General features: G+C 69.9%; 14 protein-coding genes. 5 read left to right on the forward strand and 9 right to left on the reverse strand.

The genetic code is table 11. From position 1 onward, the window contains the following. Window positions 1-169 precede the first annotated feature (169 nt). From ABD658_RS09585 to ABD658_RS09595, 3 genes are all read right to left on the reverse strand, one after another. On the reverse strand, window positions 170-1,186 hold the full coding sequence (locus ABD658_RS09585; RefSeq protein ID WP_344680721.1) for a Gfo/Idh/MocA family oxidoreductase: 1,017 nt from the start codon (window positions 1,184-1,186) through the stop codon (window positions 170-172). 40 nt (window positions 1,187-1,226) lie between these two features. Beyond that, a complete protein-coding gene (gene iolB / locus ABD658_RS09590; RefSeq protein WP_344680723.1) occupies window positions 1,227-2,159 on the reverse strand; it encodes a 5-deoxy-glucuronate isomerase in 933 nt (310 codons plus the stop codon). Window positions 2,160-2,221: 62 nt separating this feature from the next. Beyond that, window positions 2,222-2,959 carry a GntR family transcriptional regulator gene (locus ABD658_RS09595; RefSeq protein ID WP_070158339.1) on the reverse strand — a complete coding sequence of 246 codons (738 nt, stop codon included), beginning with the start codon at window positions 2,957-2,959 and terminating at the stop codon, window positions 2,222-2,224. 220 nt (window positions 2,960-3,179) lie between these two features. Here ABD658_RS09595 and ABD658_RS09600 point away from each other — a divergent pair, with 220 nt between their 5' ends. After that, a complete protein-coding gene (locus tag ABD658_RS09600) occupies window positions 3,180-3,734 on the forward strand; it encodes a hypothetical protein (RefSeq protein ID WP_344680725.1) in 555 nt (184 codons plus the stop codon). Window positions 3,735-3,745: 11 nt separating this feature from the next. Then, entirely contained in the window at window positions 3,746-4,579 is an 834-nt protein-coding gene (locus tag ABD658_RS09605) for a hydroxymethylpyrimidine/phosphomethylpyrimidine kinase (RefSeq protein WP_344680727.1), read from the forward strand. Between the two features lie 395 nt (window positions 4,580-4,974). On the opposite strand, the gene ABD658_RS09610 is transcribed toward ABD658_RS09605, so the two are convergent. Further along, entirely contained in the window at window positions 4,975-6,159 is a 1,185-nt protein-coding gene (locus tag ABD658_RS09610) for a sensor histidine kinase (RefSeq protein ID WP_344680729.1), read from the reverse strand. A gap of 95 nt (window positions 6,160-6,254) precedes the next feature. On the opposite strand from ABD658_RS09610, the gene ABD658_RS09615 reads away from it, so the two are divergent. Further along, a complete protein-coding gene (locus tag ABD658_RS09615; RefSeq protein ID WP_344680731.1) occupies window positions 6,255-6,977 on the forward strand; it encodes a response regulator transcription factor in 723 nt (240 codons plus the stop codon). A 48-nt stretch (window positions 6,978-7,025) separates the two neighbouring features. Here ABD658_RS09615 and ABD658_RS09620 read toward each other — a convergent pair whose 3' ends face one another. From ABD658_RS09620 to ABD658_RS09630, 3 genes are read right to left on the reverse strand one after another with little or no spacing between them, the layout of a single operon-like run. Next, window positions 7,026-9,554, reverse strand: coding sequence for a GNAT family N-acetyltransferase (locus tag ABD658_RS09620; RefSeq protein ID WP_344680733.1), 2,529 nt, complete (start codon window positions 9,552-9,554; stop codon window positions 7,026-7,028). After that, window positions 9,551-10,894: a lysine N(6)-hydroxylase/L-ornithine N(5)-oxygenase family protein gene (locus ABD658_RS09625; protein ID WP_344680735.1), complete on the reverse strand. Its 1,344-nt coding sequence runs from the start codon at window positions 10,892-10,894 to the stop codon at window positions 9,551-9,553. The genes ABD658_RS09620 and ABD658_RS09625 overlap by 4 nt, the downstream gene beginning before the upstream one ends. Beyond that, entirely contained in the window at window positions 10,891-12,393 is a 1,503-nt protein-coding gene (locus ABD658_RS09630; RefSeq protein WP_344680737.1) for a pyridoxal phosphate-dependent decarboxylase family protein, read from the reverse strand. Before ABD658_RS09630 ends, ABD658_RS09625 begins: the two co-directional genes overlap by 4 nt. 330 nt (window positions 12,394-12,723) lie before the next feature. On the opposite strand from ABD658_RS09630, the gene ABD658_RS09635 reads away from it, so the two are divergent. Both ABD658_RS09635 and ABD658_RS09640 read left to right on the forward strand, forming a co-directional pair. Continuing rightward, window positions 12,724-13,956, forward strand: coding sequence for an acyl-CoA dehydrogenase family protein (locus ABD658_RS09635; protein WP_344680739.1), 1,233 nt, complete (start codon window positions 12,724-12,726; stop codon window positions 13,954-13,956). A gap of 141 nt (window positions 13,957-14,097) precedes the next feature. Then, window positions 14,098-14,661 (forward strand): dihydrofolate reductase family protein, encoded by a 564-nt coding sequence (locus ABD658_RS09640; protein WP_344680741.1) that lies wholly within the window; start codon window positions 14,098-14,100, stop codon window positions 14,659-14,661. Window positions 14,662-14,675: 14 nt separating this feature from the next. On the opposite strand, the gene ABD658_RS09645 is transcribed toward ABD658_RS09640, so the two are convergent. Together ABD658_RS09645 and gcvT are read right to left on the reverse strand one after the other, a co-directional pair. Then, on the reverse strand, window positions 14,676-16,103 hold the full coding sequence (locus ABD658_RS09645; RefSeq protein WP_344680743.1) for an L-serine ammonia-lyase: 1,428 nt from the start codon (window positions 16,101-16,103) through the stop codon (window positions 14,676-14,678). A 6-nt stretch (window positions 16,104-16,109) separates the two neighbouring features. Continuing rightward, window positions 16,110-17,291 carry a glycine cleavage system aminomethyltransferase GcvT gene (gene gcvT, locus ABD658_RS09650; RefSeq protein ID WP_344680745.1) on the reverse strand — a complete coding sequence of 394 codons (1,182 nt, stop codon included), beginning with the start codon at window positions 17,289-17,291 and terminating at the stop codon, window positions 16,110-16,112. Between the last annotated feature and the right edge of the window lie 84 nt (window positions 17,292-17,375).

Below are 17,375 nucleotides of genomic sequence, written 5' to 3' on the forward strand. Positions count from 1 at the left end.
AATGTCAATAGGATGTCAGGACATATGCACAAATTGCGCCCTCGGCCTGGTCCCACCTCCCGACGTGAGTTGGTCCGGAGTTGTGGAGACTCGAGTCGATCGACTCGAGTCTCCACAACTCCGGACCAACTCAGCGGGGTGGGCTCTCCTTGCGGCAGGCCGGAATCCCTCACCGGCGCACGCGCACAGCCCTCCCCGTCTCGAGAGACTCCTGGGCAGCGTCGGCCACGCGGGAGGCGTCCACCGCCTCCTCCGGCGGGCACGGGTTCTCCCGCTCGCCCCGGACCAGCTCCACGAAGGCTCGCATCTCTGCGCGATAGGCCTCCGCGAACCGCTCATGGAAGGTCCGATGCGGCGTCCCGGAGGGGAACCTGACCCCCGGCTCGGCAGACCGTCCGGCATAGGAGTCGTCCAGCCCGACCTGCAGCGTGCCGGCGGAGCCCTGCAGCTCCAGGCGGACATCGTGGCCCGCCCCGTTGTATCGGCTCGCCGAGACGGTGGCGACCGTACCGTCCTCCAGCTCCGCGAGCGCGACGGCGGTGTCGACGTCGCCGACCTGCCCGATCGCCGGGTCCCCGTTGTTGGAGCCCCGCGCGCAGACCTCCACGATCCGCTGACCGGTCATCCATTGCAGGATGTCGAAGTCGTGGACCGAGCAGTCGCGGAACAGCCCGCCGGAGGTGGCCAGGAATTCCACCGGCGGCGGGGTCATGTCGGCGGTGATGGCCCGGATGGTGTGCAGCCAGCCCAGGTCGCCGCGGTCCAGCGCCCCCTTCGCGGTCAGGCAGCCGGGGTCGAGACGCCTCTGCAGGCCGATCTGCACGGTGCTCCCGAGCCGGGACACCGCCTCGAGCACCGGCAGCGCCGCCTCGGTGGACTCGGCCACCGGCTTCTCACAGAAGGCGGGGATCCCCGCCTCGGCGGCTCGCAGGATCAGCGGCGCATGGGCGGCTGTGCCCACGGCGATCACGACGCCGCCGGGCGAGCCGCCGCCGGGCGCCCCGGTGAAGAGCGCGTCGACGTCGGGCGCGGCCCGGCAGCCGATGTCCGCGGCGACCTGCCGGGCGCGGGCGGCGTCGAGGTCGGCGATCACCAGCTCGACGCCGTCGGCTGCGAGGGCCTGGAGGTGGCGGGCGTGCATGACGCCGATGCGTCCGACGCCGATCAGTCCGACGGTGGTGGTCATGGTGTGCACTCCTGACGCCGGGTCGCGTGGATGACGAGGATCAGCCGGAGAAGGGCAGCCGGGGGTCGATGTCTTGGCGCTCCCAGGTCCGGCGGATCCACCCGTGGTGGGGATCGTCGCTGATCAGCCACTCGCGCACCGGGCCCGGGCCGGCCATGACATTGAGGTAGTACATGTCATGCCCGGGAGGGGTCATGGCCGGGCCGTGCCAGCCGTAGGGCACCAGGACGACGTCGCCGCTGCGCACCTCCGCGGTCACGTCGATCTCGCGCTCGTCCGAGGCGTAGACGCGCTGATAGCCCATGGCGTCCGGGCCGCCCTCCTCCGGAGTGGGGACCGGCATGTCCTTCGCGGTCTGCATCTCGAAGTAGTAGATCTCCTCCAGGGCGGTCTCCCCTTCGGCCTCCTCGTCATGCTTGTGCGGCGGGTAGGAGGACCAGTTCCCGGCGGGCGTGAGGACTTCACAGACGATGAATCGGTCCGCCTCAAGCGTGGCGGGCGTGCCGAAGTTGTGGACCTGACGGGAGCAGACGCCGGCGCCGCGCAGCTCCAGCGGCACCTCCTGGACGCTCAGATGCCGCACGGGATGCTCGGCCGCGGCGGGCGCGGAGGCCACCGCCACGCGTCCGCCCTGAGCAGAGCCGATGGTGAGCGCCTGCCGGACGCCGGTGTAGAGCACGTCGGTGGGGCTGTGGAAGACCGACGGCCGCCCGGCGAGCTCGTAGCTCGCGCCGGCGACCTCCACGGTGAACGATCCGGTGAGCGGCACCACGATGCGCTCCTCCTCCTGGGCGTCCAGGGTGAGGGTCTGGCCGGGACTGAGGTCGGCCACGCGCAGCCCGGTGTGCTGCCAGCCGGGCACCTCGGTGATCGAGTCCGGGGTCCCGAGGTCCAGCATCCAGTCGCCGCGGGCGGCAGAGCCGGCGGGGTGGAACCAGGGAGAGGCGGGGGCTTCGGGGCGTGAGGAGGTCATGGCTGTCCTTTCCAGGCGAGAGGGCAGGGTGGAACGGGCGATGGTGGCGCCTGACGGGTCGGTCAGTTCACCAGGGTGATGTCGAAGGAGTACATGTCCGCCCGGTAGACGTGGTGGCCGCATTCGACGGCAATGCCGCGACTGTCCAGGGCGGTGCGGTCCATCATCACCAGAGGGGCGCCGACCTCGGTGTCGAGCAGCTCGGCCTGTCGGGCATCGGCCGCTCCAGCACCGACGGTCTGGTGGGCCATACGGAAGTCGATCCCCGCGCGGCGCAGGAGGTTGTAGAGCCCGTCGGACTCGAGCTCGGCCTGCTCGAAGTCGGCGATGCCGCGCGGCACCCAGTTCTCCATGAGGGCGAGCGCGCGGCCGTCCACAGTGCGCAGGCGGACCATGTGATGGACCTCCGCTCCGCGGGTGAGGTTGAGCTGCTCAGCAATCTCGGTCTCGGCCTCCACCAGCTCCAGCGACAGGACGGTGGTCTGCGGCGTCGCTCCCTCGTCCTGGAGGTCGTTGTAGAGGCTGGAGAGCCGCAGGTTGCGCCGCACCGGCGCCCCGACCACCTGAGTGCCGACGCCGCGACGGCGCACCACCAGCCCGTTCTGGACGAGCTGATCCATGGCCTGCCGCATGGTGGGGCGGGAGAGGTTGTAGCGCTTGGCGAGGGCGATCTCGTTCTCCAGCTTCGTCTCCGGGGGCAGCAAGCCGTCCCGGATGGCCTTCTCGAAGGCGGAGGCCACCTGATGGTAGAGCGGCACCGGCGATGACCGATCCAGGGTGATGTCGAGGTCACGGGTCACGGGGTCTCCTTCGTGCGTGTAATTGTCAGTTTGTCACGACAATCGCATCTTTGGAAGAGTCTATGGGCTCATGATGTGATCCCGCCCATGATGCCACCGGACCGACGACCTGACGACGCCCACCGAAGAAGCTGGCCGGAGCGTCGGTGCGCGTCCAGGCGCGGCCGGTAGACTGGGCCGCTGCCGCAGGACGCGCCCGCCGATCAACGAAAGGGCCTCGATGACCACCCCCGCCCCGGAGAAGACAACCCGACGCCGTCGCCCCCGCCGCCAGCCGCCGGCTCAGCGGCCTCGACTGCGCCTCGGATTCGCCGGATGGGTCGTCTCCTGGCTGGTCCCCACCTTCGTGATGGGTGGACTGCTGCTGGGACTCTCCTTCGTGCCCGGCCTCGACGACGACGGCTTCCTCACCCCACTGATCCCACTGATCGGCGGCGCCGCCGTCGGCATCGGCATCCCGGGCACACTGCTGGTGACCTGGCTGTACCGGCACCACCTCAACCCGACCCTGCATGTGTTGGGCTATGTGGTGGTCGGCCTGCTCTACGGGCCGGTGGTCCTGCTGGCCGGCACCGGCGGCCTGATGCCCATGCTCATCCCGCTCGTCGGCTTCCCCGCCGGGGTGCTCCTCGGTGTGGGCCGCTGGGCCGCCCAGCCGCTGGCGACCGTGATCGATCCCGCCACCGACGAGGCTCCCACCGACGAGACCCCCGCAGACGACACCCCAGCAGACGACGACGTCGACACCGTCTCACCCACCCCTGGCCGCCGCTGAAGGACATGACGATGACGCAGACCCTCCCGCAGACCACCCGCCCGCCGATGACCTTGACGATCGCCGGCTCCGAAGCCACCGGCGGTGCCGGCGCGCAGGCCGACCTGAAGACCTTCCAGGAGCTGGGCAGCTTCGGCATGATCGCTCTGACCTGCATCGTCTCCTTCGACCCGAAGGATGACTGGAACCACCGCTTCGTGCCGGTGGAGCCGCAGGTCATCGCGGATCAGATCGAGGCCATCTTCGGCGACTATGACGCCGAGGCCCTGGACACGGTGAAGCTGGGCATGATGGGCACTCCGACCACGATCTCCACGGTCTCCGAGGCCCTGGCCGCGCGCCGTCCGCGGCACGTAGTGCTGGACCCGGTGCTGATCTGCAAGGGGCAGGAGCCCGGGCACGCCCTGGACACGGACAACGCCCTGAAGTCCGAGCTGCTCCCGCAGGCCACCTTCGTGACGCCGAACCATTTCGAGGCCGAGCAGCTCTCCGGCATCACGGTGCGCAGCCTCGAGGACCTCACCGCCGCCGCCCACGAGATCCACCGGATCTCCGGGGCAGCAGTGTTGGCCAAGGGCGGAGTGCGGCTGGAGGGCCCGGACGCCGTCGACGTCTTCGTGGACGGGGACGGCGCTGAGGTGCTCCGCTCGCCGAAGATCGGCGAGCATGCCGTCTCCGGCGCCGGATGCTCGCTCGCGGCCGCCGTCGCCGCCGAGCTCTCCAAGGGCGCCACGCCGCTGGAGGCCGCCCGCCGAGCGAAGGAGTTCGTCACCGCGGGCATCCGTCAGCGGGTGGCGGGAGGCACGCCGTTCGACGCGCTGTGGCAGGGCGGCCTGCGCGGCTGACCGCTCCGGCGCCTCTCCCCGCACTCCGGCCTCAGATGCCGACATTCCCGCCCGCCCGACGGGAAGGAGCCTGAGCCGGCCCCAGATGCGAGAGAGGCCCGGGCGGTGCCGTTCTCACCGCCCGGGCCACAACCCTGACCGAGCACCTCTCCGGAGGCCGTTGCACCGAAACCTCCGGGGTCTCCAAGCCAGGTTCTCGTGATGCACGTACACCGTTTCTGTACGTCACGAACTATTTTCCTCCGGCAACGATGGATCCCTCTAGTCGACTTTCGTCTAGTGTTGCGGGGCCCGCACGGCGTGTTGTCCAGCTGGCCTCCAGGTTCACCACAGGCTGCCTCCAGGTCAGCGCTTCCAGCTCGTGAAAACCTGGAGATGCCGGGCTACGCCGCGGCTCAGTCCTTCTTCACACCCTGCACTGTGACCACCCAATGCCCCTTCCGGTCGAATCCGGCCCGAGCCTGGCCGCCGAAGGCCGCGGCGCGGTCCCGGATGCCGATCAGTCCTGCCCCTGAACTGGACCAGCGGGACACCGCTCGACGGCGCGAAGCCACCGTGTTGGTCACCGTCAGACCGGCCTCCTTCTCCCCGGCCCACACGCGGATCCAGCACGTCTGCCCGTGGCCTGCGTAGCGGGCCACATTGGTGGTGCACTCCTGCAGGATCCGGTAGAGCGCGGCATGGACGGAGCGGGAGAGCTCGGAGAGGTCGCCGTCGAGCTCGCAGCTGACCGTGAACCCGAGGCCGCGCAGCTGCGCACAGAAGGTCTCCGCCCCGGTACGGATGTCCAGTTCCGTGGCCGAGGAGGTGGGCAGATCCTCCAGGGCCCCGTCTTCCCGCAGCAGGTTGAGCATGCGGCGCAGGTCCTGCAGGGCCGCTCGGGAGGAGTCTCCGATGACCTCGACGGCGTTGCGGTAGGAGTCCTCGGTGTCGGCCATCTGCGCCGCCCGGGACTGCATGGCGATGATGGTGATGTCATGGGCGACGATGTCGTGGAGATCCCGGGCGATCGATTTCCGCTCGGCAGCCACGGACTCGCGGTGTCGCGCCTCGACCTCGTCCAGCTCTCGCCGGGACTGCAGCCGGGCGTTGGTGACCTTCCGGAAGGCGGACCCCAGCCCGTAGGAGCCCATGATCAGCAGCACCATGATCGCGATGAGGACCACCCCGCTGGTGGGGTCCTCCAGCTGGTTCGTCAGGAAGCCGGTCCAGATCAGCGTGGCCGCCAGCAGGGAGCGACGGAACAGCTTGGTGGTGACCATCGCTCCGACGCCGACCAGCAGGACGGCCAGCACCAACGAGTAGGCCAGGCCTCCGGTGAAAAGAGACACCGCCACCATGATCAGTCCGACGACGGCCGCCCAGGTCACCCGCACCCACAGCAGCACCACGCAGCCCACGCTGAGCAGCCCGGCCATGGCGATCTCCACAGGGAAGGACTTCCCCTCGAGCATCTCCAGGATGATGTCGGAGCCCAGGGCGATGCCGAACAGCAGGGTGACGACCACCAGCAGCCACTTGTTCAGGTCCCGGGCGTACCAGAACCCCTGCGATTCGAACTCTTCTGCGACACTCGGCACGCAGCCAGTCTACGAGGACGGCCCCCGTCAGCTCGGCGGCAGGCTCCGGCCCCGTGCGCGCCGGACATCCAGGTCACGCTCCTACAATCGTGCTCATGACCGACACGCCCGCCGATGAGGCCCCGACGGCGCCTATCCCCCGCGCCCCCGAGATCCGGGTCCTCATCGCCGATGACCACCCGATGATGTCCACCGCGCTGCGCACCTATGTGGACTCCACCCGGGGCATGCGGTGCGTGGGTGAGGTGCGGGACGGCAAGGCCGCCGTGGAGCTCGTCGCCCAACTGATGCCCGACGTCGTCGTGATGGACATGCACATGCCCGGCACCGACGGCATCCAGGCCACCGGGCAGGTCCGCCGCATGTTCGACACCGTCGCGGTGCTGGCGGTGACCACGTTCTCCACGGAGCGGTACGTGATCCCCGCGCTGCGCGCCGGGGCGGGCGGGTACATCGTCAAGGACGCCGAGCCGGAGGAGATCATCGAGGCGATCCGGCAGGTCCATGACGGGTTGGCGCCCTTCTCCCCCTCGGTGGCTCGGGAGCTGATGCTCTCGGTGAAGGACGACCCTGCCCAGGTGGAGTCCATGCTGCGCCGCTACCCGGAGCTGCCGCGCATCCCGGAGCGGGAGCTGCAGGGGCTGAAGCTGCTGGCCAGCGGACGCTCGAACGCGGAGATCGCCGCGGAGATGGTGGTCTCGGAGGCCACGGTGAAGGCCTATATGGGGCGCCTCATGCAGCGCCTCGGCGTCCGCGACCGGGTGCAGCTGATCATCCGCGCCACGGAGCTCGGCCTGGTGGAGCCGGCGCTGGACTGAGGAGGCCCAGACCGGGCCCCCTCAGACCACGCCCCGTGCCGCGCAGCTTCACCCCGCGATCGGGTTCTCCAGCTCCCCGGCGTGGATGAGCGAACCGGAGGCGTCGGCCAGGTCCACCATCTGCCGGGTGTTGCGCAGCTGCAGCCTGTTCAGGCAGGAGTGCGCGTAGCGCGGCACCCGCAGGTCCAGCCGACGACGGCGGCTCACGCCCTCCGCCTCGCCGCGGGCCTCCTGCTCGGCCACCACCTCGCTGACCACCTCCCAGAAGGCGGCGTGGGTGAGCACGCCGTCGACATCCAGCACACCGGCCAGGTGACGCAGGACCCCGCCGAAGACATCGGTGAAGATCAGCTGGGCTGCCTCGTCGTCGTCGATGACGTGCCGCATCCGGGAGATGTCCTCGTCCAGCTCCCGGTCACCGATGACGGCGACCTCCTCCCCGATGTCCTTCATGAACACCCCGGTGACCCGGCCCTGTCGCAGCCGCAGGATGATGTTCTCCCCGTGCGGCATGAACGCGAGCTCGTGGACCTCCAGGCAGTGGAGCACCGGCAGCAGATAGGCGCTCAGGTACTCGGCCAGCCACCCCCGGGGCGCGAGTCCGGACGTCTCGATGAGCGCCGCGGCCACGGAGTCGCCGTGGGCGTCTCGGTGCAGCAGGGCCGCCATGGTCATCAGTCGCTCTCCGGACTCGCCCCGCTCCGTCTGCCGGGCGACCGGGCTCTCCCGCCACAGGGCGGCCAGCATCTTCTGCTGGTCGGAGGAGGCGTCGGCCTGATGGTAAGCATCACCGGTGTAGCCGATGGCGGCGTGCTCTCGCAGCACGTCGAAGCCGAGCTCCGCCAGCCGGGCGTCGCCGCGCACCTGAGTGGCCACCCACTCGTTGATGGCCGGTGTGGCCCGCATATAGGCCGGGGAGAGACCCCGCAGGAATCCCATGTTCTGGATGGACAGCGCGGTCTTGATGTAGGACCGCTCCGGGTGCTCGACGTCGAAGGCGGTGCGGATGGACTGCTGGGGCTGCCAGGCGCCGGGTCCCTCCCCCAGCACCACGAGGTCACGCCGGGCGAGGTCGGGGGCGAAGCTGACCGCCACCCGGTGCCGAAACTGCCAGGGGTGCACCGGCAGGAGCACATAGTCTGCGGGATCCAGTCCGAGGTCATGGAGCCGGGTGTGCAGGCGGGCCAGGCCGTCGGCTCCGAGCTCGCATTCCCAGTGCTGAGCCTCCGTGCGTCCGGCGCCGAGCTCCAGCCGGGTGTGGGCCCGTCGGGCGGCCAGCCACACGTAGCGGAAGCGGGCCCCCGCTTCGGGGGCGTAGGCGCGCAGGTCGTCCACGCTGAAGCCGATGCGCCCATTGGTGGCCACGAAGCAGGGATGCCCCTCGGTCATGGCCGCCTCGGTGTGCTGCAGGTCCCCGGCGACGTCGAGATCCCTCCGTCCGCGGGCCAGCTGGGCGGCCGTAGGGCCCCCTCGATGGTCCTTGAACGCCGCGCTGGCCAGGGTGGCGGCGACCTCTTCCAAGTAGGTGCCCAGCAGATCCTCGGGGACGCCGAGGACGTGCTGCAGCTCGACGATCAGCTCCTGGGCGTCCAGGGGTCGCTGATGGCCGTGGACGACGTCGAGACGCTGCAGGCTCTCCTCGTCGAGGACCCAGTGATCCAGCGGGAGTCGGCGGGCCAGGAAACGATAGGTGCTCGCCCCGGGGACATCCACCCGCCAGACGAGCGGGGCACCGGCGACGTCGCCCCGGTCCGTCTCGGCCACCGGGCTGATGAGCTTCTCATGGCTGAACTCGGCCAATGCCTTGGCCACCAGATGCCGTTGCGCCACTGCGATGTGCTCGGGACGCAGGTGCTCCGTTCCGGCCTCGGCACCCGTGACCGCTCCCGAAGCCGCGGCCTGGGCGCGGGTGCCGCGGGCCAGCACGCTGAGCATGGCCCGCTTGTCCGGCAGGGTGATCTCGCGCAGCTCCTCGAAGCCGACCTCGCGATTCTTCCTCCGCACCGCGTGGTTCTCCACGTCCGGCTCCACCACGATGCGGCCCGCCCCCAGCGACCAGCAGTGCGCGACCACGGCCCGCATGATCGCACTGGTCAGTCCGTGGCGCCGGCGTGTCACGTCCTGCGGCGCCGGTGCGACGAGCAGGTGCATGCCGAGGTCATCGGGCTCGGCGTCGTGGACGTCGGGGAGCACTACGCGGCTCGGGTCATACGTCTCCACGTACACCAGGGCGGCCCCGTCCTCCTCCCCGATCCAGCCGTCCTGGTCCTCGGCGGCGGCGATCTGCTCCAGGTAGCGGCGCACCTGTTCAGGAGCCAGGTGCCCCATCTGCCAGTGGTGGGAACCCGGGTGGGTGAGCCAGCGGTGCACACGGCCGGCGTCACGCTCCGGATCCGCGGGGCGGAAGCGCAGCGGGGAGCCTCCGAGGCCAGGGGCGGGCTCCGCGAGGGCGGGGTCGTCGACGATCGGCACGACGTCGCCGGCGGGCGCGCCTGCCTCGGTGGTCTCGGTGGTCTCGGTGGTCTCGGTGGTCTCGGTGGTCTCGGTGGTCTCGGTGGTCTCGGTGGTCAGGGTCATCGTGGCACCTCCGCGGTGGTGGGGAGTCCGAACTGTTGGAAGGCGATGCGCCGCTCCAGCGCGTAGTGCTCCTCGCCGGTGATCGAAGCGAGGATCGAGGCGCTGCGCCAGGCGCCCATGCCGAGGTCCGGCGCGGTCAGCCCGTGAGTGTGCTCCTCGGCGTTCTGCACGAAGATCCGTCCGCCGAGCGTGTCGATGCGGTAGTCCCGCCCGACGGCGAGGCGGCCGGCGGCGTCGCGGCCGATGAGGTGTTCCACGGGCTCCAGGAAGCTCGGGTCCCGGGGCGTGTAGCCGGTGGCGAGGATCAGGTGGCCCGTCTGGTGCTCGGCGTGGTCGCCCAGCTGACGGTGCGCCAACCGCAGCCGGTGGACGCCGGCGGCCGCGTCCCAGCCGGCGGCAGTGATCTCGGTGTCGGTGAGCATCCCCACCTCAAGAGGCTCGTGGGCGCTGAGCCGATACAGGGCGTCGTGGATCCGGTCGATCGTGGCGGTGCTGATGCCCTTGTAGAGCCCCCGCTGCTCGCGGGTGAGCTGGTCGCGCAGCGCCTCGGGCAGACGGTGGAAGTGGTCGGTGTACTCGGGCGAGGTCAGCTCCAAGGTCAGCCGAGTGTCCTCCATGGAGAAGAAGCGCGGGGACCGGGTGATCCAGTCCAGCCGCAGGCCGTGCGCCCGGTGGGACTCCAGCAGGTCCAGGAAGATCTCGGCCGCGGACTGCCCGCTGCCCACCACGGTCGCCGATCCGGCGGCGAGGATCTCCTCGCGGCGGTGCAGGTAGTCCGCCGAATGGGTGGCTGCCGGCGAGGCGGCCACGTCCTCGCGCAGCGCGGCGGGCACATGCGGGGCGGTGCCGATGCCCATCACCACGTGGCGTCCCCGACGGACCTCCACCCCGTCCGCGGTGACCGCGGTGACCACGAAGGTGTCGGTGGCGGCGTCGTGCTCCACGGACTCCACCTGCCGTCCCCAGCGCAGGGAGGGGAGCCGATCGGCGGCCCACCGGCAGTAGGCGTCATACTCACTGCGCAGCGGGTGGAAGTCCTCGCGGATGTAGAACGGGTAGAGCCGCCCGGTCTGCTTGAGCCAGTTCAGGAAGGAGAACTCGGAGGTCGGGTCCGCCATAGTCACCAGGTCGGCGAGGAACGGCACCTGGATGGTGGCGTCGGTCAGCATCATGCCGTGGTGCCAGGCGAAGCCGTCGCGGGAGTCGAGGAAGACGGCGTCGACGTCCTCCAGGGGGTGGGCCAGGCAGGCCAGCCCGAGGTTGAACGGACCGATGCCGATGCCGACGACGTCGTGGACCGTCTCTCCGCCGGCGTCGGCAGGGATCTGTGCGCTGGTCATCGGGCGACCTCCTCGGCGAGGCTCGCCGGCGCACCGGCGCGGTGACGGTGCAGGATGCGGGCGCACTCGGCGACCTCGTCGAGGCTCTGGGACACCTGTTCGGCGGTGGTCTCCGGGTCCAGGAGGGTGAGCTTGAGGCAGGGCCGAGAGTCCAGGACCGTCTTGGCGACCATGACCCGCCCGGACTCCTGGAGCACCTGGCGCACCAGGGCGACCAGCGCATCGGCGTCCTGGTCCGCCACACCCGCCGGCTGCCACCGGAAGAGCACCGTCGTCAGGTCGGTGGGGGCGAGCAGCTGCAGCTCGGCGTGGCCATCCACGTGGTGGTGGACCGCCTGGGTGAGATCCAGCAGGTCGTCCCAGGCACGCCCGACGGCGCCGACGCCGGTCCCGCGCAGGGTGGCGTAGAGCTTCAGGGCGTCGAAGCGCCGGGTGGTCTGCAGGGACTTGTCCACCTGGTTGGGCTCCGCGCCGCCGGCGGGGTTGAGATAGTCGGCGTGCCAGGCTCCACGTCCCAGGTCAGCGGGGTCGCGCACCACCAGGGCAGAAGAGGAGACGGGCTGGAACCAGGCCTTGTGGAAGTCCAGCGTCACACTGCGGGCCGAGTCGATGCCGGCCAGTCGGTGGGCCTGGCGATCCGAGGCGAGCAGCCCGCAGCCGTAGGCGGCGTCCACATGGAGCCAGAGGCGCTGACCGCGGCAGATCTCGGCCAGCGGTTCGAGCGGGTCGATGACGCCGCGGTCAGTGGTGCCGGCGGTGGCGGACACGGCCATCGGCACCCTGCCGTCCTCGCTGATCTCGTCGAGGACGCGCCGCAGGGCTGCCGGGTCCATGCGGCCGGCGTCATCGGTGTCCACGGTGATCACGGCGTCGTCGCGCAGGCCGAGCAGCAGGGCGGCCTTGGCGATGCTGAAATGGCTCTGCGGACTGGTGAGCACCACCAGCTGCTGCTGGCGCACCGCGCGGGAGGGCCCGGAGGTTCCGGTCAGGGCCGCCTCCCGGGCCAGGAACAGGGCCTGCAGGTTGGACTGGGTGCCTCCCGAGGTGAAGATGCCGTCGCCGCGGCTGTAGCCGATGCGCCCGGCGATCCAGCTGATCAGGCGGCGCTCCAGGAACGTGCCGATGCGGGACTGGTCGTAGGTGTCCACGGAGGGGTTGACGGCGGCGAGCACGGCCTCGGCGGCCACGGCGTGCACGTCGACGGGGCAGTTCAGATGGGACAGGTACGCCGGGTGGTGGTACCAGACGGCTTCGGCGAGGAAGAGCTCGTCGAGCTCCTGGAGCAGGGCGGGGCCGCCGATGCCGGGGGCGTCGAGGTCGACGGCGGCGGCTCGGTCGGCGAGCTCACGCTGCGGCGTGTTGGTGGAGGGCGCGTCGGCGGAGGCGAGTCGCAGGGAGATCCGCGAGCTGACCTCCCCCATGAGGGCGTCATAGGACCCGGTGGCTCCGGGGCGCAGAAGGGTGAGCTGATCTGGGAGGACATCATGTGAAGCTGTCATGTGAGGGGAGCATAACTCCAATTACGTCATATTCAAGTGCTGTAATCCTGTGAGGTTGCTGGAAGCTGCTTGTGGGCCCGGTGCACTGCCGATGGCCCGGGCTCGTCGGCGCGGCCGCGAGGGCCTGCCCGGACGCAGGTGTCCCGCGCTGATCGGAGGTGCGAGAAAGCCCACCCAGCCCTCGCTGCCCCATGCTCAGAGTGAGGCATATCACCGACGTGTGACGTTGCGCGTCGTCGACACCTGCGGGCTGGCATCCGTCGCGCACGCAGTGACTCTCGGGTAACATGTGGGGCGGCGCACATCACCGACCAGCTGCTGGAGGCCCTCATGCGAGCCGAGATCGACCCGGACTACGACGTCACCACGCCCCGCGACCTGGACTACTACGGCGTCTTCGCCGACATCCCTGATCAGGACCGCGCCTGGTGGACCCGGGCCCGGGAGTTCTCCACGGGTCTCGAAGAGCGCATGACGCAGTGCTGGGAGGCCGGCGAGTACCCCGTGGATCTGGTGCGAGACGCTGGCGCCCGCGGGCTGCTCACCGACGGGGTCGACGTCGACGGCGTGGGCGAGGGCCTGAGCACCCTCTCCCCTCTGGCGGCCGGACTGGTCAACATGGAGACCTCCCGGACCGACGGCTCCCTGGGCACCGCACTGGCCGTGCAGGGCGGTCTGGCACTGCGCACGCTGGCGATGTTCGGCTCCGATGAGCAGAAGCAGCAACACCTCGCCGACCTGGCCACCGCCCGCACCCTGGGCTCCTTCGCCCTGACCGAGCCCACCCACGGCTCCGACTCGGTCTCCCTGGAGACCACCGCGCAGCTGGTCGGCGATGAGACCACCGGCCACTACGTGCTCAACGGCGCCAAGAAGTGGATCGGCAACGGCGCCTCCGGCGGCATCACCTTCACCTGGGCCCGGGTCTCCGGCGGCGAACACGACGGACAGGTCCGCTGCTTCCTGGTCGACCAGGAGACGGAGGGCTACCGGGCCGAAGTCATCGAAGGCAAGGCCTCGCTGCGCGCCATCCACCAGGCGGTCATCGAGTACCACGACGTCACCCTGCCCGCCGACGCAGTGCTGCCCGGCTCCCGCTCGTTCAAAGACACCTCCAAGGTCCTCTTCGCGACCCGGCTGGGAGTGGCGTGGTCCGCCGTCGGACACGCCGCCGCCGTCGTGGAGGCCGCCCTGAGCTATGCGACCCAGCGGGAGCAGTTCAGCAAGCCGCTGGCCGGGTTCCAGCAGGTCCAGGAGCGGCTGACCTGGATGACCAGCGAGCTGACCTCCATGCAGCTGCACGTGCGGAAGGTGACCGAGCTCGACGCCGCTGGGAAGCTCTCCGGCCCGCAGGCCTCGATGGCGAAGTACCACAACACCCGCAAGGCCCGGGCGATCGCCCAGGTGGCCCGCGACATGCTCGGCGGCAATGGCATCCTGCTCAGGAACAAGGTGGCCCGTCACATGGCCGACATCGAGGCGATCCACACCTATGAGGGGACCGAATCCGTGCAGTCCCTGATCATCGGGCGCGACCTGACGGGGCAGTCCGCCTTCGCCTGAGCCCTCCCCTGCGCTGAGTTGGTCTGGAGTTTTGGGTACTCGACTCGATCGAGTCGAGTACCCAAAACTCCAGACCAACTCGCGAGCCCTTCAGCCGCGAGCTCTCCCTGCGGGGACTCGATCCTGCCTACAGTGACAGCTATGCTGCTGATCTCGATGAGCACCTCGCTGGACGGGTTCACCGCGGACCGCACCGGCGACTTCAGCTGGGGCGCCCCGGACGAAGAGCTGTTCCGTTTCCATCTGGACACGGTGCGCGGGCTCGGAGCCTGCCTGTGCGGGCGTCGCCTCTACGAGACGATGCTCCCCTGGGAGACGGATCCGCTGATGCGGGAGAACGCGCTCGGCGCGGAGTTCGCCGACGTCTGGGCCGCGCTGCCGAAGATCGTGTTCAGCCGCAGCCTGGACCAGGTGCAAGGCAACGCCCGGCTGGCGCAGCGCGCCCTGGCCGAGGAGATCCCCGCGGTGCTCGCCGCGACCGAGCAGGACGTGGAGATCGGCGGCCCCACGCTGGCCGCCCAGGCCGTGGAGCTCGGACTGGTGGAGGAGTACCAGATCTTCCGGCACCCGATCATCCTCGGCGGAGGCACTCCCCTGCTGCCGCCAGTGGACGAGGCCGTACCCCTGGAGCTGGTGGAGAGCCGCGTCTTCGGCGGCCGCGTGGTCTATGAGCGGTATCGACGTGCCGAGGGGTCACGGGGCTGATCGGCCCCGAGACCTCAGCATTCGATGACGTTGACCGCCAGCCCGCCCTGGGCCGTCTCCTTGTACTTGGAGGACATGTCCGCCCCGGTCTCGCGCATGGTCACGATGACCTCGTCGAGGCTGACCCGGTGCGAGCCGTCCCCCATCAGCGCCATCCGGGCGGCATTGACGGCCTTCGTGGCCGCGATGGCGTTGCGCTCGATGCACGGCACCTGGACCAGACCTGAGATGGGGTCACAGGTCAGCCCGAGATTGTGCTCCATCGCGATCTCGGCAGCGTTCTCCACCTGCTCCGGAGTACCCCCGAGCACCTCACACAGCCCGGCCGCCGCCATCGAGGAGGCCGACCCCACCTCTCCCTGGCACCCCACCTCAGCACCAGAGATCGAGGCCTGCTCCTTGTAGAGCACCCCGATCGCTGCGGCAGTGAGCAGGTACCGCACCACGATCTCGTCGCGCTCATCTCGCGCGGCGTAGCTCCCCCCGGGGCCGTAGTGCGTGGCATAGAAGCCCACCGCGGGAATGATCCCTGCCGCCCCGTTGGTCGGCGCCGTGACCACCCGCCCGCCGGAGGCGTTCTCCTCGTTCACGGCCAACGCCACCAGGTTCACCCACTCCTGCCAATACGCGTGGGAACGCTCGGGGTCTTTCTCCGTCAGCTGGGCATGCCAGTCGGGCGCACGACGTCGGACCTTCAGGCCCCCGGGGAGGACACCGGTCCGACGCAGAGCAGAGTTCTTGCACTCCTCCATGACCTGCCAGATGTGCAGCACCCCGGCACGCACCTCCGCTTCACTGCGGACGGCGGTCTCATTGGCCATCATCACCTCGGAGACGGCCCGGCCGGTGCTGCGGCAGTGCTCCATGAGCTCGGCCGCCGTGGTGAAGGGGTGGGGAACCTCCGCCTCGGTGGACTCCACGGCATCACCCAGTGAGGCGTCCTCCGCTTCGGCGGCGGTGAGCACGAACCCTCCCCCGATGGAGAAGTAGGTCTGCTCGGCCAAGACGCCGCCGTCATCGTCGAGGGCTGTGATGGCCATTCCGTTGCTGTGCTGCGGCAGGAAGGTCAGGGGCCTCAGCACCAGATCCTCGGTGCGCAGCGCGATGTCACGGCGTCGCCCCAGCTGCTCGGCCACACGGACCGTCCCGGTCGCGCGCATATCCTCCAGCCGCTCCTCGACCTGCTCGGGCAGGATCTCCTCGGCATCCCAGCCCTCCAGGCCCAGCAGCACGGCGTCGAACGTGCCGTGGCCCTGCCCGGTGGCGGCCAGGGAGCCATAGAGGTCCACCCGGACCTCCGCGAGAGGACCGCCCTCCCCTGCCTCCAGAGGGGCGGTCAGCTCCTCGACCACGAACCGCCGCGCAGCCCGCATCGGCCCCACCGTGTGCGAGGACGACGGACCGATCCCCACACTGAACAAATCAAACACACTGATCGCCATGACGGATCACCTCTCCCTGCGGTAGAAGGGCAGCTGGACGACTTCGAAGGGCTGCGCCTTGCCGCGCACGTCGATGTCGAGCCGGGTACCGGGCTCGGTGAACTCCACGTCCACATAGGCCATCGCGATCGGGTGGCCCAGGGTGGGGCTGGGCTGGCCAGAGGTCACCACGCCGATCTGCTGACCGGCGCGCTCCCCCTCGGCGGCCAGCACCGGGTATCCCCCGCGGCCTGCGCGGCGGCCCAGGCCCTTCAGCCCGACGAGCCGCTGACCCGTGGTCTTCCCACGGCCCTCGGCCTTGGCCTGCTGCAGCGCGGCGCGGCCCACGAAGTCCTCCTCCTTGGAGAAGGACACCACAGGCAGTCCGGCCTCGAAGCTGACCCGCTCGGTGGAGAGTTCATTGCCGTAGAGCGGCATCCCGGCCTCCAGGCGCAGGGAGTCGCGGCAGGCCAGCCCGCAGGGGGTGAGGCCGTGCTCCTCGCCAAGGCTGAGCAGCGCCCGCCACAGGGCGCCGGCCTTGTCGTCCCGCAGGAACATCTCGAAGCCGTCCTCGCCGGTGTACCCGGTGCGGGCCAGCAGGATCTCCTCGCCGCCGATCGTCACGGTGTCCGCCGCGTAGTAGGGCAGGTTCTCCACGATGGTGGTCTCGTCCAGGCGCACCAGAGAGGAGACGATGGCCTCCGCCTTCGGTCCCTGGACGGCGATGAGACTGATCGCCTCGGACTCGTCCCAGACGTCCACGTCGAAGCCGGCGGCGCGCTCAGCCATCGCGGCATACACGGTCTCCCGGTTGCCGGCGTTGGGGACGATCAGATACTCGTCCTCCGTGATGCGGTAACCGATGAGATCGTCGAGGATGCCGCCGTCGGGCGTGCAGATCAGCGAGTATTTGGCCTTGCCGACCTTCACCTTGGCCAGGTCCCCCACCAGCGCGGTGTTCAGGTACGTGGCAGCGTCGGGGCCGGCCACGCGGATCTCTCCCATGTGGGAGAGGTCGAAGAGTCCGGCGGTCTCGCGCACCGCCCGGTGCTCGGTGAGCTCGGAGGTGTACTTCAGGGGCATGCGCCAGCCGCCGAAGTCGGTGAAGCTGGCGCCCAGCGCCTCGTGCTCGGCCGCCAGGGCGGTCTCGCGCAGCGGGGTGTCCGCCGACGTCGTCGTCTGCGTCTGCTGCGGGGTGGTCTCAGTCATGGAGCGTCTCCTGATCGGTTCATCGTCTCTCGGTGAGAGATCGTCCCTGAATCCAACGACGATCTCTCACCGAAAGACGATCTG

Source organism: Nesterenkonia aethiopica, from assembly GCF_039534665.1.
Classification (GTDB): domain Bacteria; phylum Actinomycetota; class Actinomycetes; order Actinomycetales; family Micrococcaceae; genus Nesterenkonia; species Nesterenkonia aethiopica.

Coding starts and splice junctions, on each gene's coding strand:
- ABD658_RS09585 (WP_344680721.1), bottom strand. CDS start 1,186: ATGACCACCACCGTCGGACTGATCGGCGTCGGACGCATCGGCGTCATG.
- iolB (WP_344680723.1), bottom strand. CDS start 2,159: ATGACCTCCTCACGCCCCGAAGCCCCCGCCTCTCCCTGGTTCCACCCC.
- ABD658_RS09600 (WP_344680725.1), top strand. CDS start 3,180: ATGACCACCCCCGCCCCGGAGAAGACAACCCGACGCCGTCGCCCCCGC.
- ABD658_RS09605 (WP_344680727.1), top strand. CDS start 3,746: ATGACGCAGACCCTCCCGCAGACCACCCGCCCGCCGATGACCTTGACG.
- ABD658_RS09615 (WP_344680731.1), top strand. CDS start 6,255: ATGACCGACACGCCCGCCGATGAGGCCCCGACGGCGCCTATCCCCCGC.
- ABD658_RS09620 (WP_344680733.1), bottom strand. CDS start 9,554: ATGACCCTGACCACCGAGACCACCGAGACCACCGAGACCACCGAGACC.
- ABD658_RS09625 (WP_344680735.1), bottom strand. CDS start 10,894: ATGACCAGCGCACAGATCCCTGCCGACGCCGGCGGAGAGACGGTCCAC.
- ABD658_RS09630 (WP_344680737.1), bottom strand. CDS start 12,393: ATGACAGCTTCACATGATGTCCTCCCAGATCAGCTCACCCTTCTGCGC.
- ABD658_RS09635 (WP_344680739.1), top strand. CDS start 12,724: ATGCGAGCCGAGATCGACCCGGACTACGACGTCACCACGCCCCGCGAC.
- ABD658_RS09640 (WP_344680741.1), top strand. CDS start 14,098: ATGCTGCTGATCTCGATGAGCACCTCGCTGGACGGGTTCACCGCGGAC.
- ABD658_RS09645 (WP_344680743.1), bottom strand. CDS start 16,103: ATGGCGATCAGTGTGTTTGATTTGTTCAGTGTGGGGATCGGTCCGTCG.
- gcvT (WP_344680745.1), bottom strand. CDS start 17,291: ATGACTGAGACCACCCCGCAGCAGACGCAGACGACGACGTCGGCGGAC.